The organism is Rhodopseudomonas pseudopalustris, assembly GCF_900110435.1.
GTDB classification, from domain to species: domain Bacteria; phylum Pseudomonadota; class Alphaproteobacteria; order Rhizobiales; family Xanthobacteraceae; genus Rhodopseudomonas; species Rhodopseudomonas pseudopalustris.
Genome location: NZ_FODT01000007.1, coordinates 270,854 through 295,397, shown reverse-complemented (window position 1 = coordinate 295,397; position 24,544 = coordinate 270,854). Strand labels below are relative to the sequence as shown.

Below are 24,544 nucleotides of genomic sequence, written 5' to 3'. Positions count from 1 at the left end.
GTCGCAAGCGCGGGTGATTTTGCTTGTCTGTACTGATGTGAGAAAATCGACAACCGACCACGTCAGGCGCGGCCGCTGAGACCGGCGGCGATGTTGCGGTTGATCTCGATCAGAGCCTTCAGTGGCTCGACTTCAGCCTTCATCTGCAGCGCGGCAGACTGGCTCAGCACGAACACGCCGATGTTGGCGATGTTCTGACGGATCTCGATCGATTGCGGATTGTCGTCGCGCATCGCATCGCTGACGAAGATCGACCACAGCTTTCGGTTGAACATCAGCGCTTCATTCAAGCCGATGGCGCCGCGCTCGGACCAGTTAGTGACGATGTCCTGTAATTGCCTGGCCGCCTTGAGCAGCGCTTGCGCTTCGATCTCTCTGGGAGAAGCCGTTCTTTGCGCGGTGCGGGCATACGCCTGAGCAGCACTCGACATCGTTACCTCTGTAGGAGTTCTTCTTCACGCTTGATCAGCGGACGCAGTTCCCGCAACGCTTTATAAAGTTGGCCACTTAAAATTAGATTACTCGTGGCCTCGATGGTGTCGCGAAAACTCGGCACAGCTTCGAGCAACTCCTTGATGAAGCCGAGATAGAGTTCCTGATAGGCGGGAATGTCGTTCTGCAGATACATCATCTGCACGCAGAGATAGACGCGCTTCACGGGAGTGTTCGCGCTCTCCGAGGTGAGAATGTCTTTCTCGCGCAGGATCGGTGCATCGCCGTCGATCAGAAACGTGGTGCGCGTGTCGGAGTTGGTGATCACGCTCTGCCCGATCACGATCCGTTCGAACGGCTTCAGTTCAACTCGCAAGGGCATCGTGTTGTCCTTTGATTGCGGTCAATGCGACCAAAGATGAATCGTCACGCCAAGCTGTACGCTTGTTATGCGCAGGCTTTGCGTGACGATCCAGTGCTGTGTTTCGGGGGAAAAGTCGAGCGCGGCGTTGCGACCCGCCGAATCACCGCGCCGCGAGGGCGGATGTCGCGCCCTCGCCGATCGCCGCGGTCGCGATTATCGCAGCAATTGTAGCACGCTCTGCTGCGATTGGTTGGCCAGCGCCAGCGCCGAGACCGCGATCGACTGCCGGGTCGACAGCGCCTGGCTGTTGGCGGCTTCTTCGTTGGTGTCGGCCAGCGTGAGGTTCGACGAGCCGGTCTGCAGCACGTTGATCAGGTTCTTGGCGAAATCCTGCCGGATCTGCACGATCGACAGGTTGGAACCGTAGGACGACGCCTGCGAGCGCAGCGTCGTCGACGCGGTGTTGAGCGAGGCCAGCGTCTTGTTGGTCGCGGCATTGTCGATGAAGTCGACGCCCGACATCAGCGTCGGCATGCCGAGCGCCGCCGGACTCAACGCGGTGCCCACGATATTCAGCGTGGATTTTCCGGTTTCGTTGAACACCAGTTTCAGCGTGTCGCCGTTGAGCAAATTGACGCCGTTGAACGAGGCGTCCTGAGCTGTCGTGGTGATCTGCTGAATGACGTTGTTGTACTGTTCGACGAGCTTGGCGCGCGCCACCTGCGAGTTGACGTCCGCGACCGGCGGATTCGGCGTGGTGAAGCTCAGCGTCGCCGTGATGGTTCCGCCAAGCGCGCCGCCATCCGCGACCGAACCGAGCGTCGCCGAGGCATAGTCGTTGTTCGCCGAGATCGTCAGCAAGCCCTTGGCGTCGATCTGCGCGGTCAGATTGTTGGACGCGAGCTTGACGTTGAGCTGCGCCAGCGTTTGCACCGTGCCGCCGGTGCCGTCGCCGAAGGTCACGCTGACCGGGGTGCCGCCCTTGAACGAGGTGAAGGTCAGGGTCTTGCCGGCGACGCCGCCGGTGCCGGACGAGCGCGACGCCTTGAACTCGGTCGAGGTGCCGGTGTTGCCTGCGAGGCCGAGCGCCAGCATCGCGTTGCCGGTGCCGCTGATGGTGAGGTCGGAGGCGCTGCCGGTCGAGACCTTCAGCGAGCCGCTGGAGAGCGACGAATTGGCGGAACCGGTCTGCGTCGTCAGCGTCGCACCGGCCTGCGACAACGCCGCGGACTGCACGCCGGTGGCAAGGTCGATCGCCTTCAGCACGTCGGCCATGGTGCCGCCCTGCAGATACACGGTGGAATTGCCGAGGCCATCGGTCTCGATATTGCCGGTGACGCCGGTGTGGCTGGCCGAGGGCAGCGGGACCGGCGCATTCTTGAAGGTGATTGTCTTGCCGTTGACGTTGAGCGTCGAGCCGTCCTCGATCAGCCTGCCGATGGTGCCGGGGCCGGTCGACCGGGTGGCGTTGAGCGTCGCCGGGCCCGGCCCGGTCGAAGCGGTGAGGTTGAGCGACTTCAGGAAGTCGGCCGGACCGGTGATGCTGAGGTCGGCGCCGGTCGAGGTCTGCAACGTCACCGCGCCGCCGGCGGAGATCTGGGACGTCGTGCCGTTGGCGGTGAAGGTCGCGACGCCGTTGGCGATCGTCGCCGACTTGACGCCGCTGGCGAGGTCGATCGCGGTCAGCACATCGCCGACGGTGGCCGAGGTGAATGTGTTACTCGTCCCCATATAGATCGTCGAATTGCCCGACGTATCCGTGACGATATTGCCGAGCACGCCGGAGCCGGCGAGCAGCCCCGCGGCGCTCGGCGGCTCGCTCGCCTTGAAGGTGACCGACTTGCCGTTGACCGTCAGCGTGGTGCCGTCGGCGATCGCCGGGCCGAGGCCGCCGACCGTATTGAACAGCTTGGTGGTCGCGGTGATCGGCGAGGCGGCGCCGGTGCCGAGCGGGACCGAGACGCTGACGCCGAAGCCGAGCTTGGCCAGCACCGTTCCGCCCGACGTGTCGCTGATCGCCAGCGCACGGTTGGTGCCGGTGTGAAGCTCGATGTGGCCGGTGACGTCGACCACCGACGGGTTGCTGGTGTTGCCGTTGATGGTGTCGACGGTCGCCAGCAGCGCGCTGATCGGCTGGTTGATGCCGATCGTGTAGTTGCCGTTGCTGTCGGCGGTCGACGAGCCCGTGGTGGTGAAGGTGATGTTCTTGCCGTTGACCACGATGGTGTCGCCGGCCTGTGGGCCGGTCGGCGTCACAGTCGAGCCGTTGGTCAGCGAACTGATCAGGTCCGCGCCGGTCGCGGGAGTCGACGTGATGCCGGTGTAGAGCACGCCGCCGGTGGACGTGGCGTCCGCGGCGATCGCCTTGGTGATGGCGGTGCCGCTGATGCTGCCGACGCCGCCGCCGAGGGTGTCGGTCAGCGACACGCCGTTGGTGCCGCCGGCGGTGCCGTCATAGACCACGTTGCTGGTAGCCGTCGCGCTGGCGAAGGTCTGGGTGCCGCGCAGATCGTCCGGCGTGGCGCCCGCGATGGTCGCCGAGACGTTGGATTTCGTCGAGTAGCCGACGTTCGACTGCAGCGCCTGGTTGGCGATCGACTTGGCGGTGTCGATCAGCTTGTTCAGCGAGGTGATGCCGGTGTTGGCCGCCTGCAGGATCTGGACGCCGTTGCTGATGCCGTCGAGCAGGTTGTTGATGTCGCTGGCGCGGCTGTCGAGCCCTGCCGCGGTGAAGAAGTTTGTCGGATTGTCGAGCGCGGTGTTGACCTTCTTGCCGGTCGCAAGACGGTTCTGGGTGGTCGAGAGCAAATCCGCCGTCGATTGCAGCGAAAGCAGGTTCTGGCGAACCGCTGCCGAGAGAACCACATCAGACATGGTGCAAACCTTCCTGATCCGCGCTGGGCGGCGACTTCAGTCGCGCGCTGCTGCTTGCGTCGAGGGCCGTTGCCGCGACGCTTGCCGGTTGTGTTTAGACGCCTGTTCTGGAGAGGGACCTCGGGCACGCACATACGCGAATGCGGTCCGGATCAACGCGGCCGATTCTCGGCCAACCTTCTTCCTGAGCATCGAGACTATGGCCGCCGGGCTTTAAAATATGGTTAACAGCCCCTTAAGGCCTCGCGGACAGCAAAAACGCAAGCAAAATCAATATCTCAAAACGCAGACCGGCTTCGGCGACCCCGCCGCCGGCATCCTCGCAGTCCCAATCTCCGACGCGAATCAAAGAAAAACGGCGGGGTTTCCCCCGCCGTTTCCAGATCGTTAACTGAACGTTCGCTTCAGATCAGCGCAGCAGCTGGAGCACGCCCTGCTGCGACTGGTTGGCGAGCGACAGCGCGGACACCGCGATCGACTGGCGGGTCGACAGCGCCTGGCTGTTGGCCGCTTCCTCGTTGGTGTCGGCCAGCGTCAGGTTCGACGAGCCGGTCTGCAGCACGTTGATCAGGTTCTTCGAGAAGTCCTGACGCGCCTGGACGATCGAGAGGTTCGAACCGAACGCCGAGGCCTGCGACCGCAGGGTCGTCGATGCGGTGCTCAGCTTGGCCAACACGGAGTTGGTCGCATCGTTGTCGATGAAGTCGGTGCCCGAAGTCAGGGTCGACAGGCCGAGGCCGGTCGGATTGTAGCTGACGCCTTGGATCGAGATCGTCGACTTGCCGGTTTCGTTGAACACCAGCTTCAGCGTGTCACCGTCGAGCAGGTTGACGCCGTTGAACGAGGCATCCTGGGCCGTGGTTTTGATCTGGTCCATGATGTCGTTGTATTGCTTGACCAGGCCGGCGCGGGTGTTCTGGGCATTGGTATCAGCCACCGGAGCCGACGCAGACGAGAAGGTCAGTGTCGAACTCAGTGTGCCACCGATCGCGCCGCCGTCGCTGCTTCCCAATGTGTGGGAAGCGAAATCGTTCGACGCCGAGATCGTCAGCTTGCCGGTCGCATTGTCAACCACCGCCACCATGTTGTTGGCCGCAAGCGCAGTGTTGAGCTGGGCGAGCGACTTGACGGTGCCGTTGGTGCCGTCACCGAAGGTGACATTCACCGCCGCACCATCCTTGAAGGAGGTGAAGGTCAAGGACTTGCCGCTGACATTGCCGGCGCTCGCCGTCCGCGATGCGTTGAACGAGGTGTCGGTGCCTGTCGGGCCGTTGAGGCCGAGGGCGGCGAGTGCGTTGCCGGTACCAGTGATCGAGAGGTCGGCCGCGGTACCGGTCGACAGCTTGAGCGCGCCGCTCAGCACCGTCGACGCGACGTTGCCGGCCGGGGTCGTCACTGTGGCGACGCTGGTGGCAATGGTCGCGCTCTTGGTGCCAGTGGCGAGGTCGATCGCCGACAGCATGTCGGCAGCCGTCGCGTCCTGCAGGAACACGGTCGAATTGCCGTTGCCGTCGGTGGCGTAATGCGCGCCGCTCGGCTTGCCGAAGCCGGTCGGAATCGCATTCACGTCGGTCGACAGCGTGTTCTTGAAGGTGATGGTCTTGCCATTGACGTTCAGCGTCGAGCCGTCCTCGATCAGGCTGCCGAGGCTGGACGACGAGGTGGCACGAGCAGCGGCGACAGTCGTGACGCTCGAACCCAGCGACGCCGTGAGTTTCAGGGACGCCAGCATGTCTGCGGTGCCAGAGATCGACAGATCGGCGCCGGTCGAGCTTTTCAACGTGACGGTGCCGCCGGTGATCGAAGATGCGCCCGCACCGCCGGTCAAGGTCGCGATCTTGGTGGTGGCGTTGATCGCGGTGATCGACTGTGCGCCGCTGGCGACATCGATCGCGGCCATCAGATCGCCGACCGTGGCCGCTGAGTCTGCAGCGGTCCCGAGATAAACCGTCGAGTTGCCGCCGGAGTCGGTCACGACGTTCGTGCTGGACAGGCTGGAGCCGGCCGCAACGGCGCTGGCACCGGGAACCGCCGTCGCACTGAAGGTGATGGTCTTGCCGTTGACCGACAGCTTCGAACCATCGGTGAAGGTGGTGTTTGCCTGGGTGGTAAGACCGGCAGTGCCGCCACCGCCCGCTGCGAACAGACGGGTGGTCGAATCGATTGCCACCGGAACCGTGAGGTTGTTGTTGACCACGCCAGACCCGACAAGCGAACCAGCAGTGCCACCGAGGGTCGCAGCCGAGGTCGCAGCCGTGGCACCGCCGGCGGCGCCCGAATACAGCACGTTACCCGCCGCGGAAGTGCTGGAGTAGCTGGTAGTGCCGCGGAGGTCGTTGGCAGTGGCACCGGTGATCGTGGTCGAGACATTCGACTTCGTCGAATAGCCCGAGACGGTCTGCAGGGCCTGGTTGGCGATCGACTTGGCGCTATCGACCAGCTTGGTCAGCGAGGTGATGCCGGTGTTGGCGGCCTGCAGGATCTGCACGCCGTTGCCGATACCGTCGAGCAGGTTGTTAATGTCGCTGGAGCGGGCATCGAGACCCGACGCGGTGAAGAAGTTGGTCGGATTGTCGAGAGCCGAGTTCACCTTCTTGCCGGACGAAAGACGGCTCTGGGTGGTGGCGAGCAGATCAGCCGTGGCCTGGAGCGACGAAAGATTCTGGCGGACGGCGTTCGAGAGAACGATACCTGACATTTTGCTACCTTCCTGGTGTGCAACTGCGATCTTCTTGATCGACTGCGGAACCATGACCGGCACACTCTAAAAATGCGTAAAGGAGAGGCAGTGGTTTTAACGGATCGAAATCCGCGTAAAACCACGAGGGTTGCGGATCTAACAACCTGCGCCGGTCGCAATGACGGGCGAGCGATTTTCCAGGAAGCCCTTGGTTTCCGTGTGACTTGCGCCGCCGCGCCGTCGATCGGACACGCAAAAAGGCCGCCGTGCGATCGACGCAACGGCGGCTGTTCGTTTAGTAAGTCTTAACTAAAGAAACTTGACGAGGCTCATTTGGTAGAGCTGCGAAGTCACCTGATACGACGCCTGCAGACTGGTCTGCAGCGCCAGAAGCTTGGTCGCGACCTCGTCGTTGTTCACGCCCTCGATCGAGTCGAGCATCGTCTGCGCCAGCGCCTTGGTCTGGGTCTGGCGATCTTTGGTGGCCTTCATCGCCGCCTGCGAGCCGGCAAGGTCGGCCTGGATGTTCTGGATCGATTGCTGGCCCGGCTCGGTCGCGAGATTCGCCGCCACCCTCTGGTTGAGCGCGGCCATCTTGTCGGAGCCGTAAGGATCGGTCGCCGAGGTGGTGACCGCCGCGAACACCGCGACGGTCTGCAACTGCTTGCGCAGCGCCTGCTCGTCGGCGCGGGCGCCATACTGGACAGTGATCGAATCGTCGACCCGGCCGATCGCGGTGCCGCGCGCCGGATCGCTCGGCGAGTCCGGCTCGCCATTGTACCAGAACACGGTGTCGGCTTTGGTTGCGACGACCTGCGCGGTAGCGTTGCCGAACGGCGCTGTGCCGGCGACGCGCAGAGGCGGCGTCTTGTTGAAGAAGTCGTCGCCGGCCTTGATCGCCGACGCGGCCGACAGCGCGCTGCCTGACAATTTCTTCACCGCGTCCGTCAGCGCGGATTGCATGTTCGCGGCGGTGATCGACGGCGAGGCCGGCACCGGCGGCACCGCCAACGGGTCGCCCGGATCGATCGCGAAACTATTCGCGGGCAATGGCGTCTGCGACGACGCGGTCAGCTTGAGTGTCTCCTGGGTTCCGTCCGGCATGTTGAACGTGAACGAGACGGCATCGCCATTCTTCGGAATGGTGGCGCCGAGATCGATCCCCATCGCCACCGGATTGGGCGCGGCCGGCGGCGTGGTCGGCGGCGTCTCGATCGGCTGGGTCACCGTGGCGCCGACGATCGTGGTGGCAATCGATGCGATCTTCAGTCCGAACGGCGAAGCGCCGATCGGCGTCGGCAGCGCAAAGGGATTGGCGGCGAAATCCTCGCCGATCTGTACCGAGGTCGGCGTCGCGCCGGCGGAGATGATCGTGCGTCCCATGCCGTTAGTGCCGACATCGGCATCGTGGCGCTCGCTGACGACCTGCTTCAGCCCGGCGATGCCGGCGCCGTTGCCGTTCATGATCTGGTCGGCAGCCGTCACCGGCGCGGTGTCGGTGGCGCGCCCGGAGAACAGATAGCGGTCCCCGGTCTGCGCATTCAGCATGTCCACGGAATCGAAAAAGTCGAGCCCGGCCGTCTTTTGGCCCGGCGTCTGCCCGGTGTTGTCGAGCGTCGAGCCGGCGCTCGCCGCCGCGCCCTTGACCTCGCTGCCGATGGCGTTCAGCCGCTGCAGCGACAGATTGGCGACGCCGATACGGGTGTTGATGTTGACCATCGTGTCGGAATAGCTGGAGATATTCGCCAGTTGCTCACGCATCCCGATCGCCAACGTGCGGCCGGTGCCGTCGCCGGCATAGGTCTGCGAGATCCGCCCGCTCGAAAGCTGCTGGCTCAGGTTGTCGAGTTGACTGCGGAGATTGAGAATTCCGGAGCCGATGTAGGAAGTACGCCCACTTACGCCATCGATTGCCATAGCCGCCTCACATCACCTGCATCAGGGCCTGATACATCTGGTTCACCGTCGACATCACCCGTGCATTCGCCGAATACGCGTTTTGAAGCGACAGCAGATGCGCCATCTCTTCGTCCATGTTGACGCCGGAGCTGGTCGAATACTTTTGCTGCAGCGTATTCAGCACGACGCTCTGCCCCTCGGCGAGTTGCGATGCCGCCAATGCGTCGGAGCCTTGCTGACCGACGAACTGCTGCAGGTAGCTCGACAGCGTGCCGTTATACGGCGCACTGGTCGAACCGATCCCGGTCGCCGCCGAGTACAGATACTTGCTGGTGGTGAGCTGTTTGGTGAGGAAGTCCGGCCGCGTGGTGTCGCCGGCCGCGGTGGGCGGCGTGGTCGAATACACCACCAGCCGCGACGGATCGATGATCAGTCCGGAATTGACCGCTATGCGCTGCGCGAAGCCGGTCATCTGCGCTCCGGTGCCGCTGAGCACGCCGGTGTAGGCCGACGAGCCGTCGGTGAACAACGGCACCTCGGCGCTGCCGCCGGTCAGCGAGGTTTCGGTCGTGGTCACCGAGGCCGCAGTCACCGTCGAGAAGCCTGGATTGTTGAGCACGGTGATGTTCGGCGACGTGCCGGTGAACTCCAGGTTCTTGGCGTTCAGCGCGGCGTTGAGCTGTGCGGTGATCGATCCCGACGCGCCCGAGAAGTCGATGCCGACCGCATAGTCGTTGGGATCGAGCGTCGCGGTCTGCGGCAGCGGCAGCACCGAGGGATCGTCGACCCGCATCACCGACACCGTGCGCTGCGCGCCTGTCGTCGTGTCGGTGTAGCTGATGTTGAAGGTGTTGCCGGGCTTCATGTTGGTCAGATCGAGCGCGAAGCCGGCCTGCGCGCCCGACGTCGCCGGGGTTCCGGCGGTGGTCTTGTCGGACAAAGCGCTCGCCATCGACGCCGCGAATTGATCGAGCTGGGTCTGGGCCTGCACCAGAGTCTTGTCGCGCAGCTCGATATAGGCCGCAATCGTGCCCGATTTCAGCGAACTGGTGAGGTCGATCGTGCCACCATCCGCATAGGTGATCTTGACCGAACCGAGCTGGCTCGTCGCCGAGTTCGAGCTCCAGGTCGTGCTCGGCGTCACGGTGCCCTGCGCATCGAAGGACAGCTTGGCCGCCTGCATACCGACGAGCTGCATTCCGGAGCCGGTGAACACCGTGGCCCGATTGGAGCCGTCGGTGACGACGCGGATGTCCATCAGTTGCGAGAGCTGGCTGATCGCCGCGTCACGCTGGTCGAGCAGCGACGCGGTCGCCGCGTCGGTCGAGGTGCCCCCCGCGGGATTGGTGCGGATGTTGTTGTTGATCGATGCAATCCGCTGCAGCAGATTGTTCGCCGTGTTGACGCTGTCGGCCAGTCCGGTCTCGGCGCCGGAGCGGAGCGACTGGATTCCGTTGGATGTCGCGTTGAGCCCGCCCGCCACCACCCGCGCGGCGTTGAGCACGCCGATTCGCGCCGAGGTGCTGTCGGGGCTGGTGCCGAGCGCCTGCACCGCGGCGGTCAAACTGTTGAACGCGTTCTCCAGGGTGCCGGTCGAATTCGGGTTGCCATACAGGCCCTGCAATTGCTTCAGAAAGTCGGAGCGCAGCAAGGCGTAGGAGGCGCCCGAGGTTTCGGTGCGAAGCTGCGACTGCAGATAGGCGTCGAGTTCGCGGTTGACGCCGATGATCGAAACACCGCTGCCAGACGGGCCGGCAGTGGTGGTGATCTGATCGACGGTCTTGCGGACGTAACCCGGCGTCTCGGCGTTGGCGACGTTGGACGACACCAGCGACATCGAGGCCTGATTGGCGCGCAGGCCGGCCATTGCGATCGAAAGTGCGTCTCCGAGACCCATGACTAACTACCGGTTTGAACGAACGAAACGATGCAACGCGCGGCTCAGCGCATCACGTTGAGCAGATCCTGCACCATGGTGTTGGCCGTGGTGATGACCTTGGTGTTGGCCGAATAGGCCTGCTGGGTGACGATCAGCTTGGTGAATTCGTCGGCGATATCGGTGTTGGACGATTCCAGCGACGAGCCCGAGATGCTGCCGCCCTTGCCGTACAGCGCCTCGCCGGATTCGTTGGTCACTTCGAACGCACCGCCGTCGATGCGCTTGAGGAAGTTGGCGCCGTTGAAGGTGGCGACGCTGACTTCGGCGAGGTCGATATTGCGACCGTTGGAATAGGCGCCGACGACGCGTCCCTCGTTGCTGACCGAGACGCTGGTCAATTGCCCGGCGGCGTAGCCGTCCTGCTGCAGCTGGTTGACCTGGACGTTGCCGTTGGTGTCGGAGAACTGGGTCAGGCCGCCGGTGCCGAACGACATCGTGACGTTACCGAGCGAGACGCCCGACACCGTGAGGTTCGAAAGCGCGAGCTGGCCGATCACCGGGTTCATCTGGCCGGTGGAGTTGAAGCTGAAATTGGTGTTGACGTTCTGCCAGGCGACCTGGCTGCCGGTGGCGCCTGGATTGACCTGGTAGAACAGGTTCCAGGTGTCGTTATGGCCGACGCCGAGCGCGGCCGAGTCGATCTTGGCCCATCGGAACTGCACGTTCACCGGCGCGCCGCTGCCGTCATAGGCGGTGGTCGCGCCGCCCGAAATCGATTCGTCGAGGAAGGTCTGGTTCTCCGCGCCGGTCACCTGGCCGGTGCCCACGCTGCCGCCGCCGAGGCGGGCGACGCTGACCGGGCTGGTCAGGCCGAGCGACGCGAAGCCGGCGGAGGTCGATGTCAGCGTCAGGTCGGCCGCGATGCCGGTGTGCAGCGTGATCGCGCCGGTGGCCACCGACGACGGGCTGCCACCGTTGCCGTTCGCGGTGTCGATCGCGCCGAGCAGATTGCCGACCGTGGCCGTTGCGAGATCGAGATAGGTGGTGTTCGGCGCCGCGCCGGCCGAGCCGCCGGCGCCGGAATCGTAGAACGCGATCGTCTTGGCGGAGCCGCCGGTGCCGACCGTGATGGTGTCGGTGATGGTGAAGTCGGCGCTGGCCGAGTTGGTCGCGGCGGCGCCCTTCAACAGCGTCGCGGCGGTGATCGCCGTGCCGGCCTTGCTGTTCTTTTGCAGGCCGACCTTGGTGTTGTCGGCGAACGGCGGCGGTGCGGTGCCGGCAACCTGCGGGTTGGACGTGAAATCCGCAGGGCGCAACAGCTCCGACCCCGGGACCGACTTGTCATTCTTGGTAGTGAGCGGATAGCTCGCCAGATTGGCGCGATAGCTGATCTTGGTCGTCGCCTGCGACGGCAGGAAGTCGTTCTGGAATTTCAGCACCGTCGGCGTGCTGCCGACCGGGTTGCCGGTGGTCGGATCGATCGCCACGCCCTGCAGATAATAGCCGGCGCCGTTGACCAGATAGCCGTTCTTGTCGAGCGAGAAGTCGCCGCGCCGGGTGTAGTTGTTGACGCCGGTGAACACCGGGCTGTTGTCGGAGAACGAGCCGGGCTTCTGCACCGCGAAGAAGCCCTCGCCGTTGATCGCCATGTAGGTCGACACCGAGGCCGATTGCACCGACCCCGACAGCGTGTTGGTGAGCCGCGATTCGGAAGTCACCGAGCCCGCGACCTGCGCGTTGGTGCCGGCCTGCGGGATCAGATCGAGGAATGCGGTGTCGACCCGTTTGAAGGCGGTGGTCTGCGAGTTCGCGATGTTTCCGGAGATGTTCTCCAGCGCGTAGGAATTTGCGCGCAGGCCCGCGACCGAGGTGGTGAGAGCGCCGAAGATACCCATTACTCACTTCTCCCAATTCGAGCCGACCCGCGGCCGCTTGTTGTCGGATGTCACGACACGATCTGGCCAAGACCCCCGCAAGCGCCGTGCCAACACACAAAATTCATTTATATCAATGTGATAGGTGAATGGCGGAGCTGCGCGCGCAGGGCCGGATTTGCCGGGAGGGCAACATTTGCCGGTCATCGGAGGCATGGCTCCCTGAACGCGGATTGCAGAGTTCCGGATGGAACTTTTGGCGGCCCGGCGCGTTCGGCCCGTTCAATGTGTCGGGGGAATAGTTGGCAGACGTCGAATGGCCGGGGTCATCGCCCGGGCGCGGAGCCGCTGGTCACGAGACCCTTTTCCTGGGACGCAGCGAGCTCACGAGCCTGTTGCGGAGATTCGATTGGGCGGCCACACCGCTTGGCCCCCCGGAGCAATGGCCGCAGGCGCTCAAGACCGCAGTTCGCATCATGCTGACCTCGCAGCAGCCGATCTGGATCGGCTGGGGCGAGCAGCTGACCTATTTCTATAACGATCCCTACAAGGCGATCATCGGCGGCAAGCATCCATGGGCGCTGGGGCGTCCCACCAGAGAGGTGTGGCACGAGATTTGGGACGACATCGGCCCCCTGCTCGCCAAGGCGATGGGCGGCGACGAAGGCACCTATGTCGAAGCCCAACTCCTGATCATGGAGCGCAACGGCTTCCCCGAGGAGACCTACTACACTTTCTCCTATAGCCCGATCCCGACCGACGACGGCTCCGCCGGCGGAATCTTCTGCGCCAACACCGACGACACTCAGCGCGTGATCAGCGAGCGGCAATTGTCGCTGCTGCGCGAACTGGCCAGCAACGCCGCGCAGTCCCGCACCGTCGCGCAGGCCTGCGAAAGCACCGCGAAAGCGCTGGCGACCGATCCCCGCGACCTGCCTTTCGCGATGATCTATCTGATGGAGCCCGGCGGCTCGAGTGTCCGGCTCGCCGCGTCGGCCGGGATCGACGCCGACCATCCCGGCGTCAAGCCGGTGCTGTCGCTGGTCGACGGCGCCGAATGCTGGCCGCTCGCCGAGGCGCTGCGGTTCAACGAACCGCGGCTGCTGCGCGATCTGTCGGCGCAATTCGGATTCGATTTCCCGGCCGGCGGCTGGCGCCAGCCGCCGAGCCAGGCGATCGTGTTGCCGATCCCGTCGAGCGGCGACACCGGCCAGCCCGGCTTCCTGATCGCCGGCCTCAACCCGTTCCGGTTGTACGACGCCGCCTATCGGGACTTCCTCACCCTGGTCGCCGCGCAGATCGCCGCCGCGGTGACCAATGGCGACGCCTACGAGGAAGAGCGCCGCCGCGCCGAGGCGCTGGCCGAGATCGACCGCGCCAAGACTGCCTTCTTCTCCAATGTCAGCCACGAATTCCGCACGCCGCTGACGCTGATGCTGAGCCCGCTCGAGGAAGTGATGACCCAGGCGGCGCTGCCGGACGAGCAGCAGGCGCTGCTCGGGATCGCGCATCGCAACGGCTTGCGGTTGCTGAAGCTGGTCAACACCCTGCTCGACTTCGCACGGATCGAGGCCGGCCGCGTCACCGCGCAATTCACCCCGGTCGATCTGCCGTCCTTCACCGCCGAACTCGCCTCCAACTTCCGCTCGGCCATCGACAAGGCCGGGCTACGGCTCATCATCGATGCGCCACCGCTGCCGCAGGCGGTCTATGTCGACCGCGAGATGTGGGAGAAGATCGTCCTCAATCTGCTGTCCAACGCCTTCAAGTTCACCTTCGCGGGCGAGATCGCCGTGACGGTCCGCGCCGGCCCGGACGGCCGCTCCGCCGAAATCGTCGTCAGCGACACCGGCACCGGCATTCCGCCGACCGAAATCCCGCATCTGTTCGAACGCTTCCGCCGGGTCGAAGGCGCGCGCGGCCGCTCGATCGAGGGCAGCGGCATCGGGCTCGCGCTGGTGCAGGAACTGGTCAAGCTGCACAGCGGCAGCCTCAGCGTCGAGAGCGAACTCGGCCGCGGCAGCGCGTTCCGCGTCACATTGCCGTTCGGCGCCGCGCATCTGCCAGCCGAACGCCCGCAGCATTCCGCTTTGCAGATCTCCACCAATGTCCGCGCCCAGGCCTATCTCGACGAAGCGATGGGCTGGCTGCAGGGTGAAGGTGACGCCGAAATCGACGCCGGTCGACCGCACGCCTCCACGGCGGAGGATCTCGGATTCGGCGCAAGCCGCGGCGGCGTGGCGCGCCCCCGCGTCCTGCTCGCCGACGACAACCCAGACATGCGCGACTACGTCGCCCGCCTGCTCGGCGAGAGCTACGAGGTCGACGCGGTCGGCGACGGCGTCGCGGCGCTGGAGGCGGCGTGGAAGCAGCGCCCAGATCTGGTGATCTCCGACATCATGATGCCGCGGCTCGACGGACTGAGCCTGCTGAAGGCACTGCGCAACGATTCCACGCTCGCCGATGTGCCGGTTATCTTCCTCTCCGCCCGCGCCGGCGAGGAAGCGAGGGTCGAGGGACTCGAGGCCGGCGCCGACGACTATCTCAGCAAGCCGTTCAGCGCCCGCGAATTGCTGGCGCGGGTGCGCTCCAACCTCGACATCGCCGAGGTGCGGCGCGAGGCGCTGCGCACCGAGCACGCGTTGCGGCAGGAGGCGCAGGCGGCGCGCGAACGCGCCGAAGGCATCCTCGCCAGCATCAGCGACGGCTTCATCGCGCTCGACGGCGATTTCCGCTTCACCTACGTCAACGCCGCCGCCGAGCGGCTGATGCGGCGCCCTGCCGCCGAGCTGCTCGGCAAGAACTACTGGGAGGTCTATCCGGCGATGGCCGGCACGATGATCGAGCGCAGCTATCGCAGCGCCATGACCGACCGGATCGGCGCCGAATTCGAAAGCTACCATCCGCCGAGCAAGCGCTGGTTTCACCTGCGCGTGTCGCCGACCAACGGTCAGAGCATCTCGGTCTATTTCCGCGACATCACCGACCGCAAGCGGGCTGTCGCGGCGCTACGCGAACTCAACGACCAGCTCGAGGAACAGGTCGCCGAGCGCACCGCCGAATTGCGGCAGAAGGAAGCGCGGCTGCGCACCATCTTCGCCGCAAGCTACACCTATCAGGCGCTGCTGGCGCTCGACGGCACGCTGATCGACGCCAACCTCACCTCGCTGTCCGGGATCGACGCGAAGCTCGAGGACATCGTCGGCAAGCCGCTGTGGGAAACGCCGTGGATCGTCGGTACGCCGGGCATGTCGGAGATGATCCGCGATGCGGTGGCGGCGGTCGCCGCCGGAGAGACGGTGCGGCGCGAGCTGCACATCAATCTGCCGGTCGGCGGCTGGCGCTGGTTCGACTTCCAGATGCGTCCGGTCCACGACGCGCAGGGCCAAGTCATCGCGATCGTGCCGGAGGCGGTCGAGATCACCGAGCGGCGCAAGGCCGAAGAGGCGTTCCGTCAGGCGCAGAAGATGGAGGCGATCGGCCAGCTCACCGGCGGCGTCGCGCACGACTTCAACAATCTGCTGACCGTGATCCGCTCCTCCGCCGACCTGTTGCGCCGGCGCGAATTGCCGCCGGATCGGATGCGCCGCTATGTCGATGCGATCTCCGACACCGCTGACCGCGCCGCCAAGCTGACCGGCCAGCTTCTCACCTTCGCGCGCCGTCACGCCCAGAACCGCCAGGTGTTCGACGCGGCCCACCAGATCGAGCAGATCGCCGAGATGCTGAAGACTGCGCTCGGCTCGCGCGCGAGCTTCGCGCTGACGGTCGCCGAGCGGCCCCTCGCGGTCGAGGCCGACGCCAACCAGTTCGACGCGGCGCTGGTCAATCTGGTCGCCAACGCCCGCGATGCGATGGACGGCCAGGGCGCGCTGGAAATCCGCGTCGCACGGGCCAGCCCGACCGCGCAGGAAACCGCCGCGGGTATCGAGGGGGTCGTCGCGGTGTCGATCGCCGACACCGGCTCCGGCATCCCGCCGGACAAGATCGACCGCATCTTCGAGCCGTTCTTCACCACCAAGGAGATCGGCCGCGGCACCGGCCTCGGCCTGTCGCAGGTCTATGGTTTCGCCAAGCAATCCGGCGGCAACGTCACCGTCGACAGCGAAGTCGGCGCAGGCACCACCATCACGCTGCGGCTGCCGCTCAGCGCCAAGCCGATCGAATCGCGCGAGCGTACGCCGAGCGGCGAGACCGGCAAGTCGCAGGAGCGCAGCTGCGTGCTCGTGGTGGAAGATAATTCCGAGGTGGGAGAATTCTCGACGCAATTGCTGCACGACCTCGGCTACGAGACGGTGCTGGCGTCGAGCGCCGAGCAGGCGCTGAAACTGCTCGATCAGGACGCCGCCCGGTTCAACATCGTGCTCAGCGACGTGGTGATGCCCGGCATGGACGGCGTCGCGCTCGGCCGTGAAATCAGAAAGCGCCTGCCGAACCTCCCGGTCGTCCTCAATTCCGGCTACGCCCACGTGCTGGCCGACGACGGGCATCACGGCTTCGAACTGCTACACAAGCCGTATTCGGTCGAGGACCTGTCGAAGGTGCTGCGCCGGGCGATGACGGAGAACCGCCGGGCGCTGACCTGACCGGCACTGGCCGAGAGCATGATCCCGAATTTGGACTTCGGTTCTCGGAACCGATCATGCTCGGATCACAGGCTGGGGCTCGATGACGATCGAGGACAAGTCATCCCGCTGCAGCGCCGGTTCCGCCTTGCGCCAGATCAGGACATCCGGCCGCCCGGCATGGTATCAAACGACCGGATCAGAATTCCCGGAGCAGAAACAGCAATGAGCGAAGGCGAGATGGCGCAGCACGTGCTGCAGAGTTTGCAGCAGACCGAGCTGGCCGATTCGAAGGCGGCGTTGGGAATCCTCAACGGGCTGGTCGGAATGGTGACCGGCGACGGCACGCCGCATTCGTTCGAGGTCGACGAGGCACGCGCCTCGACTTTCATGGCCGTGTGCGAATACGCCAAGGCCCTGCACCGCGGCCTGCCCGCCGATACGCTGCGCCCCGCAGCGATCGAAGCCGCCCGGAAATGGCACGCGCTGTTGGGGTGAGCGACCGCCCCGGCGCTCAGCCCCCGCACGCCTTCGGCGCGACCAGGCGGTAGAAGTATTCCTTGGTCTTGCCGCTATGGGTCCGCAGCACCGACACGCTGATGCGCTTTTCATCCGACATTTTCAGATCGGGGAACGCCGCCGCGAAATCGGCGGGCGCCTGCGGCAGCGTATAGACCAGCACGGCGCCGTTGGATTCGAGCTTCGTGGCATCGAACCAGCGCGCCTTCGGGATGAAATTGATCGTCATCGAGTCGCCATCGGGGCCGGCCGCGATGCCGATGCCGTAGACCGTCTGGCGATCGCCCAGGAAATAGCCCGGGCCGCAGGTGTACTTGCTGTTCCAGTCCGCGAGCATGATGCGGGCGGCCTGTGCGGTCGGCTCCTGCAGCCCGCTGTGCGAGGCGAAGAACAGATAGATGGCCGACACGCCGACCGCGAGCACGGCGTAGAGCGCGCCGAGCGATTGCACCGTCTGGCGCACCGCGAGGTCGCGCCGGGCCTCGTTCCAGGTGAACAGCGGCGCCAGCGCCAGCACCGCGAGTTCGGCGAAGGGTGCGCCGTAGCGGGCGATATATTCCAGCCCGAACACGGCGATCAGCACGAGCAGCACGACGAACATCGTGACGTTGACGATCACGACGAATCTCAGATCGTCGCTGATCTGCGCAAGGCGCGGCACGCGCCACACCACCATCCGCCGCGCCACCGCGATCGCCAGGACGATGGCGCCGGGCAGCAGCAGCGGCAGATAGCCGGCGACGAGCAGGCCGAGCCGCCGCGCGGTATCTTCGATCGATCCGAAGCCGGTGAAGTGCCGTTCGCCATACGCGATGGTAGTGCCATAGCGCAGCGCCGCAATGACGTGCGGCAGGAACAGCAGCGCGCCGACCAGCGCCGCGACATAGAGGCCCGGCCGACGCAGACAGGCGCGGAACGCCGGCAAGACGAGCACGCCGGCCGCCATCCCGATGAACAGCACGGCGGCATTGTACTTGGTCAGCGCCGCGATCGCCGTCCACACCCCGAGCAGGATCCAGTGCAGCCAGCGATCCGTGCTGCGCCCGCGCAGGAAGTGATACAGCACCGCGGGCCAGGAGGTGAGCTGCAGGATGTCGGCGTTGAGCGCCCAGGACAGCGGCCCGAACACGACGTAGAACGACGTCGCGGCCAGCGCCAGAATGTAGGCCGCCATCGCGCGGTCGACCAGCAGGCGCAGCGTAGCGTAGAGATAGCCGAGGCCGACCGCGAGGCAGATCTGGTTGACGAACACGATCGCGGTGCCGGACGGCCCGAACAGCCAATCCACCGCGCCGCCGACCCACACCATCACCGGCGGATGCACCGGCGTCAGCAGCGGGAAGTGCCGTCCCCATGCGACCAGTTCGCGGGTATCGTAAAGCGGTGTCGGGAACACCAACGCGGCCAGCCCGACCGGCAACACCAGCACGGCGACGACGAGCGCCATCAGACCGATGGAAAATCCCGACCGGGACAAGGTTCGATCCATCAGGTCAGCCGCCGACATTTCCAAAAGTTAATGTTGGCGGCTAGATGCGGACGTGGCGCAGTGTTGTCAATCGGAGTTCCCGATTATCTCTCGGAAAACCGACCGCTTGAGACGCGCCGACAAGAGGTTTTCTCCACTGCGGGCGCGTTCCGCGACGAAATGCCCGCCGGCGCTTGGCGTCAGGTTGCGCCCGACGTCGCCGGCTTGAAGGTCAGCGCGAAGCCGTCCATGCAGTAGCGCAGGCCGGTCGGCTTCGGGCCGTCGTCGAACACGTGGCCGAGATGGCCGCCGCAGCGGCGGCAATGCACTTCGGTGCGGACCATGCCGAGCGTGGAATCCTTGCGCTCGCCGACCGCGTTCGGAAGCGGCTGCCAGAAGCTCGGCCAGCCGGTGCCGCTGTCGTATTTCGTGTCGGACGCAAACAGCGGCAGGTCGCAGCCGGCGCAGGAGAAGGTGCCCTTGCGGTGTTCCTTCAGCAGCGGGCTCGAGAACGGCCGCTCGGTGCCCTCCTCGCGCAGGATTTTGTACTGCATCGGCGTCAGCTGCGCCCGCCATTCCTCCGGCGTCTTCTCGATCTCGAATTTCTCCGCGGCGCGGGCGGCGTCCGGCCGCAGCCAGCGGAAACCGAACAAGGCGGCCAGAGCGGCAGAAGCGAGCAGGATACGGCGGTCGATCATCATGTCTCCCAGCAATGCGGGGCGAAGCAGGCCCGAATGGCGTCAGCCCGAGATACGCAAACGAGCCGCCTGAAGTTACACCAGCGCCCTGCCCGCGCACTCACATTGTCGCGAGCGCGAATGCGTGCAGAGCAGCGAATTCAATCGATGGTGCTGGGCTCGCTGCGGCGGGCGTCCGGCACGCCGGTCTCGGCACGCTGCTCCGGCGCCGCCGCCTGTGGCTGCGGCCGGTTGATCCGCGCGCCGCGATTGGCCGCTTCCAGGCGCTCCTCGCGGATCCGGCTGCGTTCGGCGGCGCGTTCGCGGTAGCGCGCCAGGAGCCCCGCGGTGATGGCGGCGCGCCGTTCCACGATGCTGACGCCCTGGCCGACGACGCGGCCGATCTTGCCGCCGGCCCAGACCAGTTCGAACGGGTCGAACAGCCGCCAGCGCTGGTCGCCATGGACGATGCCCTGCGCGATCAGCCGGCCGGCGATCGCCGTGGTCGCCAGCCCCTGGCGGCCGAAGCCGCTGGCGACCCACAGCCCGCGCCGCAATTCGCCGATCTGCGGCATGCCGTGCACGGTCTGACCGATCGCCCCGCTCCAGCTCCGTTCGATCGGCGCTTCGCCGAGCTGCGGATACAGCGCTGCGATCCGCCGCCGGATCAGGCCTTCGAGCCGTTTCGGCGCGACCTCGAACGTCGTCTCCGGGCCGGTCCACAGCAGCCGGTCGCCGCCGACGATGCGGTAGTGATCGACGCCGTCGGTGTCGGCGATCGAGCCGGTGAAGGCGATCGCCTGCTGCAGCCGCTCGCCGAGCGGCGCGGTCAGCACTGCGGTGCGCCACATCGGCAGCAGCGTCTCGCTCAGCCGCCGCGACGGCGACCCGAGATGGACGTTGCCGGCGAGCACGATGTCGGAGGCGCGCAGCCGGGCGTGCGGGGTGACGATCCGCTTGCGGACTCCGGAGGAGTCGATCCCGAGCGCCGGGGTATCCTCGAAGATCCGGACGCCTGCGCGGCGCGCCATCGTCTCGAGGCCGCGCATATAGCGCCGGCCGTCGAGCTGGAACGCGTCCGGAAAGTGAATGGCATGGAAGTAGCGTTTGGTGCGCAGCACATCGCGAACGTGGTCGATCTGCCAGCCCTCGACTTCGGTGGCGAAATCGACCCCGAGGGTCTGCAGCCGTTCGACCAGCCGGTCGCCGAGATCGACGTTGGAGACTTCGAGCGCGCCCGCCGACAGCGCGATGCCCGGCATGGCCTCCTCGGTGGCGCGGTCGCGGACGATCGCCATGCCCTCGCGCGACAGCGTCCACAGTTCGCGGGTGTGGGCGATGCCGATCCGCGCGATCAGGTCGCCGATCGGCACGCCGTAGCCCGGGGTCACGCTGCCGAGCGTGCAGCCGGACGCGCTCCAGCCGACCCGCCGCGCTTCCAGAACCGCGACGCTGAGGCCATGCTGCGCCGCCTCCAACGCCACCGACAATCCGGCGAGGCCCGCCCCGATCACACAGAGGTCGACGTCGAGGTCGAATGTCAGCCGCGCATGCGGATCCGCGGCCATATCGGGCGCGAACCGGTCCGGTCCATTGGTCGCACTTGTCGCCGGCGGGGTCATGACGTTTCCTTACGGGCAGCTTGGGCGCTTGTCACCTTGTCCTGTCCGGGCTTCTCTATTAATCCGCAAGCTCGCGCCCGCCGGAAGGAATACATGCGCCGACTGATTTTGCTGCGTCACGCCAAGACCGAAACGGATGCACCCAGCGGCAAGGACCATGACCGCCGGCTCGACGATCGCGGCCGGACCGATGCCGCGGCGATCGCCGAATGGCTGGCCGAGCACCGGCTGGTGCCGGACCAGGTGCTGGTCTCGACCGCGACCCGGACCCGCCAGACCTGGGACATTCTCGCCGATCTGTTCCCGACCGGCGCCGAGCCACAGGTCGAGCATCTGCCGGAATTGTACAGCGCCAGCGCGGCGCAACTGCTGCATGCGATCCACGAGGTCTCCGCCGGTAACAATCAGCTGATGCTGGTCGGGCACAATCCGGGCCTTCAGGAACTCGCGCTCGGCCTGACCTGCCGCTGCAATGACAGCGACCGCAAGCTGTTGTCCGGCAGCATGCCGACCAGCGCGGTCGCGGTGATCGACTTCCCGATCGCCGACTGGGCCGACGCCTGCTTCGGCACCGGCAAGCTGCAGCACTTCGTCAGCCCGAAGATCCTGCGCGAGGCGAGTTAGCAGCGTTTTCGAGCGAGGTGGCTACCAGTTCGCGTGAAGAAAACGCGTCAGAACGAGAAGTGAGAGCTCCGGTTCTGACTTGATCAGAACCGGAAGTCTCGCAGCGCCCGGCGCCGCACGGGCCGCCTCTTCGCGATTGGAACGCTGCCGCCTTTGCGCCATACTGACGCCTGTCGCCGTCCGGTCGCGGGAGGCCGCCGATGTTCAGATCCATTCTGGTGCCGATCGATCTCGCCGACACCGCGCTGGCGCGACCGGCGATCGAGACCGCGGCGACGCTGGCGCGGACTTACGACGGCACGGTGCGGCTGCTGCACGTGATTTCGATCACCCCGGTGGTGCTTGCCGAATACGTGCCCGCGGATTTCGACGCGCAGCAGCGCCGCGACGCCGAAGCCGCGCTCGCCGAGGTGGCGCAGAACTCCGGCATCGAGCCGTCGCGGCGATCGACCAAGGTGCGCCAGGGCGGCATCTATCACGAGATCATCGAGGAGGTCGCGACGATCAAGGCCGACCTGATCGTGATGAGTTCGCATCGCCCGGCGATGCGCAGCTACTTCCTCGGTTCCAACGCCGGCCACGTCGTCCGCTACGCGCCGTGCTCGGTGCTGGTGGTGCGGGACAACAAGTAGCGGGCATCATACACATCACGAGTCATTCCGGGGCGCGCGCAGCGCGAACCCGGAATCCAGAGGTTGTTGCGAAAGACGATGGACATCCCGGGATTCCGGGTTCGCGCCTGACGGCGCGCCCCGGAATGACATTGATCGCGCCCCTCGCTACGGCAGCAGATCCTTCGGCACGTCGTCGAAGCTGTAGAGCCGCGGGCGGTTGCGGCGGATGAAGCCGCCGATCTGCCAGCCGAACAGCCCGGCGAAGCCCAGGATGAACAGCGCCCCTGCCCAGCTCCCGGTCGCCACCGCGCGCGCGAGCAGGCCGGTCATCGCCGCCGCGACCAGCGCGATCAGCACCAGCGCGCCGGTGTGGATGCCCGGCCGCAGCCCTCCGATCAGTTCGGCGTGGCTGCCGGCGTCGCGCATCCGCCGGTGCAGCTCGAGGATGAACCCGCGATAGGCGTCGTTCTGCGGCGCCATCAGCGCCACGGTCTGCCAGGTGGTGGACAGGATGCGCAGCCGCGCGCCGCTGACGTCTTCGAGGTCGGCGCGATAGCGCTGCGACTGCATCGACACCGGCCGGTAGCTGAGCCGCACCTTCGCGATCGTCGCATAGGGCCACAGCCCGGATTTCGGGCCGATCCGCCAGACGAGGCCGTCATCGGTCAGCTCGAATTGCTGCGCGGCGCCGATCAGCGACGCCTTGAAGGCATAGGCCCCCGCCTCCGCGCCCGCATTCCGATCCGCTCGTGCCACTCTCGCTGCCCCCTGCTCCCGCGTCATTGCCGCAGCTGAGGCCGGGATGCAATGCGGCGTCGCAGCCCGTCGATGGCGCGGTCCACTTGCGGCCTGCGCCAGGCGGGCCCGACGCCCGCTTGCCGCCGTCGCCGCGGTTTCCTAGGATTAACCTGCCGATCCACACCGAGTCCCGATGCCGAAATCCGAAACCACCGATTTTCCCCGCCATTTGATCTTTGCCGGCGCGCTGGTGAGCGGCGTGCTGCTGGCGTTGGCTCTGCATATGCTCGGGATGCGGTTCGGGCTCGATCTCGGCGGGCTGTGGCGCAGCGACCTCGCCGAGTTCATGCCGGCGCGCGCGGCGCTGGCGTGGTGGCTGGTGGCGACCGCCGGGTTCGCCGGCGGTTACTTCACCGCGACCCTGATGGATCACGCCGTCGCCGGCCAGATCCCGCCGCGCATGCGCCAGTTCCTGATCGCGATCGGCGTGCTGGTGCTCGCCGCCGCCGGACAGGCGGCGTCGGCGCCCTCCACCGGCCCGACCACCGCGGGCGTCGTCTCGGGACTGGCGACGCTGCTGCTCGGCGCGGCGATGGCATTTTGCGGCGCATACTTCGCGCTGCGCCGGGCCTGAGACAGCAGCAGGCGGCCGCGCCCGGGCCATCGCGCAGGATCGGCACCGCGTAGCAGTCATCTGTCATCAAGTTGTCGCAATAGTAACTCCGGACTACAACCTACGCGAAGTGTTCCGCTGGCGCGTCCGGCTCCGGGCAAACAAAAAAAAGCCGCGCGATTTCTCGCGCGACTTTTAGCCTCATCTTGATACCAAAGAAGACCGATCAGCCCGCGGCGCGGATGTTGATCGAGGTTTCGGCCAGCGTAGTCAGCTTCTTGTCGGTGGCCTTTTCCTCATCGAGCGTCTTCTGCAAAACGGCTGCGCAATCGTTGCGGCCGAGCCGCTTCGCCCATGCCACGAGGCTGCCGTAACGCACGATCTCGTAGTGCTCGGCGGCCTGCGCGGCGTTGATCAGCGCGGCGTCCAGCACCGTCTTGTCCGCGACCTCGCCGGCGGTCTCCTCGGCTTCCTCGATGATGCCGTCGATCGCCGGACAATCCACCGCCTTCACCTGCGCGCCATGCATCTCGAACACCTGTTCCAGACGCTTCACATGGCCTTTGGTCTCTTCGAGATGGGTCATGAAACCCTGCTTCAGAACAGGGTCGGTGGCCTTGTCGGCCATCTTCGGCAGCGCCTTCACGAGTTGTTTCTCGGCGTAATAAATGTCCTGCAGCTGGTGCACGAACAGATCGTCCATCGTCTTGATGTCTTTGGTAAAAAGACCCATTGCGGTTCCTCTCGGGTTGGGTGCGGACGGTCTCGCAACCGTGCTTCCGCCTCGTCCTGACTGGGTGTTAACCAGCCGACCGAGCAGGCGTTCCTTTCCCTGCGCGGGAAGCTGCCGCCCGATGGCGCAAGGCCGCGCGCGGCCTATATGGAGGGTGCCGCAGACGAGCGCTGTCCGTTGCTGAGGCCGCCAGACCGCGGTTGACGGCTGGTTTGCGCTACGTCAAGGGCTAACCACGTCGACCGTCCCAAGGATGCGTTGTTCTGTCGGATAGCCGGATTGCGCCGCGGGGCGATTATGCCCTAAGGAATTGCGCGGATGAGTTTGTCGGGTGCCGAGTGCCAGGCCGTTTTGCATGCGGCTCCCGTC

General features: G+C 65.8%; 17 protein-coding genes. 5 read left to right on the top strand and 12 right to left on the bottom strand.

What is annotated here, in order from left to right:
- Nucleotides 1-62 precede the first annotated feature (62 nt).
- The 7 genes from flaF to BMY71_RS15660 form a co-directional block, all read right to left on the bottom strand.
- Entirely contained in the window at nt 63-431 is a 369-nt protein-coding gene (gene flaF, locus BMY71_RS15690) for a flagellar biosynthesis regulator FlaF (protein WP_011502093.1), read from the bottom strand.
- A gap of 2 nt (nt 432-433) precedes the next feature.
- Nucleotides 434-814 (bottom strand): flagellar biosynthesis repressor FlbT, encoded by a 381-nt coding sequence (flbT, locus tag BMY71_RS15685; protein WP_011502092.1) that lies wholly within the window; start codon nt 812-814, stop codon nt 434-436.
- Nucleotides 815-1,009: 195 nt separating this feature from the next.
- Nucleotides 1,010-3,670 (bottom strand): DUF1522 domain-containing protein, encoded by a 2,661-nt coding sequence (locus BMY71_RS15680; RefSeq protein WP_092684941.1) that lies wholly within the window; start codon nt 3,668-3,670, stop codon nt 1,010-1,012.
- Nucleotides 3,671-4,079: 409 nt separating this feature from the next.
- Nucleotides 4,080-6,368 (bottom strand): DUF1522 domain-containing protein, encoded by a 2,289-nt coding sequence (locus BMY71_RS15675; protein ID WP_011502091.1) that lies wholly within the window; start codon nt 6,366-6,368, stop codon nt 4,080-4,082.
- A 291-nt stretch (nt 6,369-6,659) separates the two neighbouring features.
- Nucleotides 6,660-8,267, bottom strand: a complete 1,608-nt coding sequence (locus BMY71_RS15670) for a flagellin (protein WP_092684939.1) — start codon at nt 8,265-8,267, stop codon at nt 6,660-6,662.
- A gap of 7 nt (nt 8,268-8,274) precedes the next feature.
- A complete protein-coding gene (gene flgK / locus BMY71_RS15665) occupies nt 8,275-10,146 on the bottom strand; it encodes a flagellar hook-associated protein FlgK (protein ID WP_092684937.1) in 1,872 nt (623 codons plus the stop codon).
- Nucleotides 10,147-10,190: 44 nt separating this feature from the next.
- Nucleotides 10,191-12,023 (bottom strand): flagellar hook-basal body complex protein, encoded by a 1,833-nt coding sequence (locus tag BMY71_RS15660; RefSeq protein WP_092684935.1) that lies wholly within the window; start codon nt 12,021-12,023, stop codon nt 10,191-10,193.
- A 281-nt stretch (nt 12,024-12,304) separates the two neighbouring features.
- Here BMY71_RS15660 and BMY71_RS15655 point away from each other — a divergent pair, with 281 nt between their 5' ends.
- Both BMY71_RS15655 and BMY71_RS15650 read left to right on the top strand, forming a co-directional pair.
- On the top strand, nt 12,305-16,588 hold the full coding sequence (locus tag BMY71_RS15655) for an ATP-binding protein (protein ID WP_092684933.1): 4,284 nt from the start codon (nt 12,305-12,307) through the stop codon (nt 16,586-16,588).
- 204 nt (nt 16,589-16,792) lie between these two features.
- Entirely contained in the window at nt 16,793-17,065 is a 273-nt protein-coding gene (locus tag BMY71_RS15650; protein ID WP_011502086.1) for a hypothetical protein, read from the top strand.
- A gap of 16 nt (nt 17,066-17,081) precedes the next feature.
- On the opposite strand, the gene BMY71_RS15645 is transcribed toward BMY71_RS15650, so the two are convergent.
- The 3 genes from BMY71_RS15645 to BMY71_RS15635 form a co-directional block, all read right to left on the bottom strand.
- Entirely contained in the window at nt 17,082-18,563 is a 1,482-nt protein-coding gene (locus BMY71_RS15645; protein ID WP_244526073.1) for a glycosyltransferase family 39 protein, read from the bottom strand.
- A gap of 191 nt (nt 18,564-18,754) precedes the next feature.
- A complete protein-coding gene (msrB, locus tag BMY71_RS15640; protein ID WP_011502084.1) occupies nt 18,755-19,252 on the bottom strand; it encodes a peptide-methionine (R)-S-oxide reductase MsrB in 498 nt (165 codons plus the stop codon).
- 140 nt (nt 19,253-19,392) lie between these two features.
- Entirely contained in the window at nt 19,393-20,853 is a 1,461-nt protein-coding gene (locus BMY71_RS15635) for an NAD(P)/FAD-dependent oxidoreductase (protein WP_092684931.1), read from the bottom strand.
- 93 nt (nt 20,854-20,946) lie between these two features.
- On the opposite strand from BMY71_RS15635, the gene BMY71_RS15630 reads away from it, so the two are divergent.
- Together BMY71_RS15630 and BMY71_RS15625 are read left to right on the top strand one after the other, a co-directional pair.
- Complete coding sequence (locus tag BMY71_RS15630; RefSeq protein ID WP_011502082.1) at nt 20,947-21,477, top strand: SixA phosphatase family protein; 531 nt, start codon at nt 20,947-20,949, stop codon at nt 21,475-21,477.
- A 200-nt stretch (nt 21,478-21,677) separates the two neighbouring features.
- Nucleotides 21,678-22,109 (top strand): universal stress protein, encoded by a 432-nt coding sequence (locus BMY71_RS15625; RefSeq protein ID WP_092684929.1) that lies wholly within the window; start codon nt 21,678-21,680, stop codon nt 22,107-22,109.
- A 147-nt stretch (nt 22,110-22,256) separates the two neighbouring features.
- Here BMY71_RS15625 and BMY71_RS15620 read toward each other — a convergent pair whose 3' ends face one another.
- Nucleotides 22,257-22,874, bottom strand: a complete 618-nt coding sequence (locus BMY71_RS15620) for a hypothetical protein (RefSeq protein WP_092684927.1) — start codon at nt 22,872-22,874, stop codon at nt 22,257-22,259.
- 148 nt (nt 22,875-23,022) lie between these two features.
- Here BMY71_RS15620 and BMY71_RS15615 point away from each other — a divergent pair, with 148 nt between their 5' ends.
- Nucleotides 23,023-23,463 carry a hypothetical protein gene (locus tag BMY71_RS15615; RefSeq protein ID WP_011502079.1) on the top strand — a complete coding sequence of 147 codons (441 nt, stop codon included), beginning with the start codon at nt 23,023-23,025 and terminating at the stop codon, nt 23,461-23,463.
- Between the two features lie 205 nt (nt 23,464-23,668).
- On the opposite strand, the gene BMY71_RS15610 is transcribed toward BMY71_RS15615, so the two are convergent.
- Nucleotides 23,669-24,175 (bottom strand): YciE/YciF ferroxidase family protein, encoded by a 507-nt coding sequence (locus BMY71_RS15610; RefSeq protein ID WP_092684925.1) that lies wholly within the window; start codon nt 24,173-24,175, stop codon nt 23,669-23,671.
- Between the last annotated feature and the right edge of the window lie 369 nt (nt 24,176-24,544).

Coding starts and splice junctions, on each gene's coding strand:
- BMY71_RS15615 (WP_011502079.1), top strand. CDS start 23,023: ATGCCGAAATCCGAAACCACCGATTTTCCCCGCCATTTGATCTTTGCC.
- BMY71_RS15610 (WP_092684925.1), bottom strand. CDS start 24,175: ATGGGTCTTTTTACCAAAGACATCAAGACGATGGACGATCTGTTCGTG.
- BMY71_RS15625 (WP_092684929.1), top strand. CDS start 21,678: ATGTTCAGATCCATTCTGGTGCCGATCGATCTCGCCGACACCGCGCTG.
- BMY71_RS15635 (WP_092684931.1), bottom strand. CDS start 20,853: ATGACCCCGCCGGCGACAAGTGCGACCAATGGACCGGACCGGTTCGCG.
- BMY71_RS15670 (WP_092684939.1), bottom strand. CDS start 8,267: ATGGCAATCGATGGCGTAAGTGGGCGTACTTCCTACATCGGCTCCGGA.
- BMY71_RS15680 (WP_092684941.1), bottom strand. CDS start 3,670: ATGTCTGATGTGGTTCTCTCGGCAGCGGTTCGCCAGAACCTGCTTTCG.
- flbT (WP_011502092.1), bottom strand. CDS start 814: ATGCCCTTGCGAGTTGAACTGAAGCCGTTCGAACGGATCGTGATCGGG.
- flgK (WP_092684937.1), bottom strand. CDS start 10,146: ATGGGTCTCGGAGACGCACTTTCGATCGCAATGGCCGGCCTGCGCGCC.
- BMY71_RS15675 (WP_011502091.1), bottom strand. CDS start 6,368: ATGTCAGGTATCGTTCTCTCGAACGCCGTCCGCCAGAATCTTTCGTCG.
- BMY71_RS15660 (WP_092684935.1), bottom strand. CDS start 12,023: ATGGGTATCTTCGGCGCTCTCACCACCTCGGTCGCGGGCCTGCGCGCA.
- BMY71_RS15630 (WP_011502082.1), top strand. CDS start 20,947: ATGCGCCGACTGATTTTGCTGCGTCACGCCAAGACCGAAACGGATGCA.
- BMY71_RS15620 (WP_092684927.1), bottom strand. CDS start 22,874: ATGACGCGGGAGCAGGGGGCAGCGAGAGTGGCACGAGCGGATCGGAAT.
- flaF (WP_011502093.1), bottom strand. CDS start 431: ATGTCGAGTGCTGCTCAGGCGTATGCCCGCACCGCGCAAAGAACGGCT.
- msrB (WP_011502084.1), bottom strand. CDS start 19,252: ATGATCGACCGCCGTATCCTGCTCGCTTCTGCCGCTCTGGCCGCCTTG.
- BMY71_RS15650 (WP_011502086.1), top strand. CDS start 16,793: ATGAGCGAAGGCGAGATGGCGCAGCACGTGCTGCAGAGTTTGCAGCAG.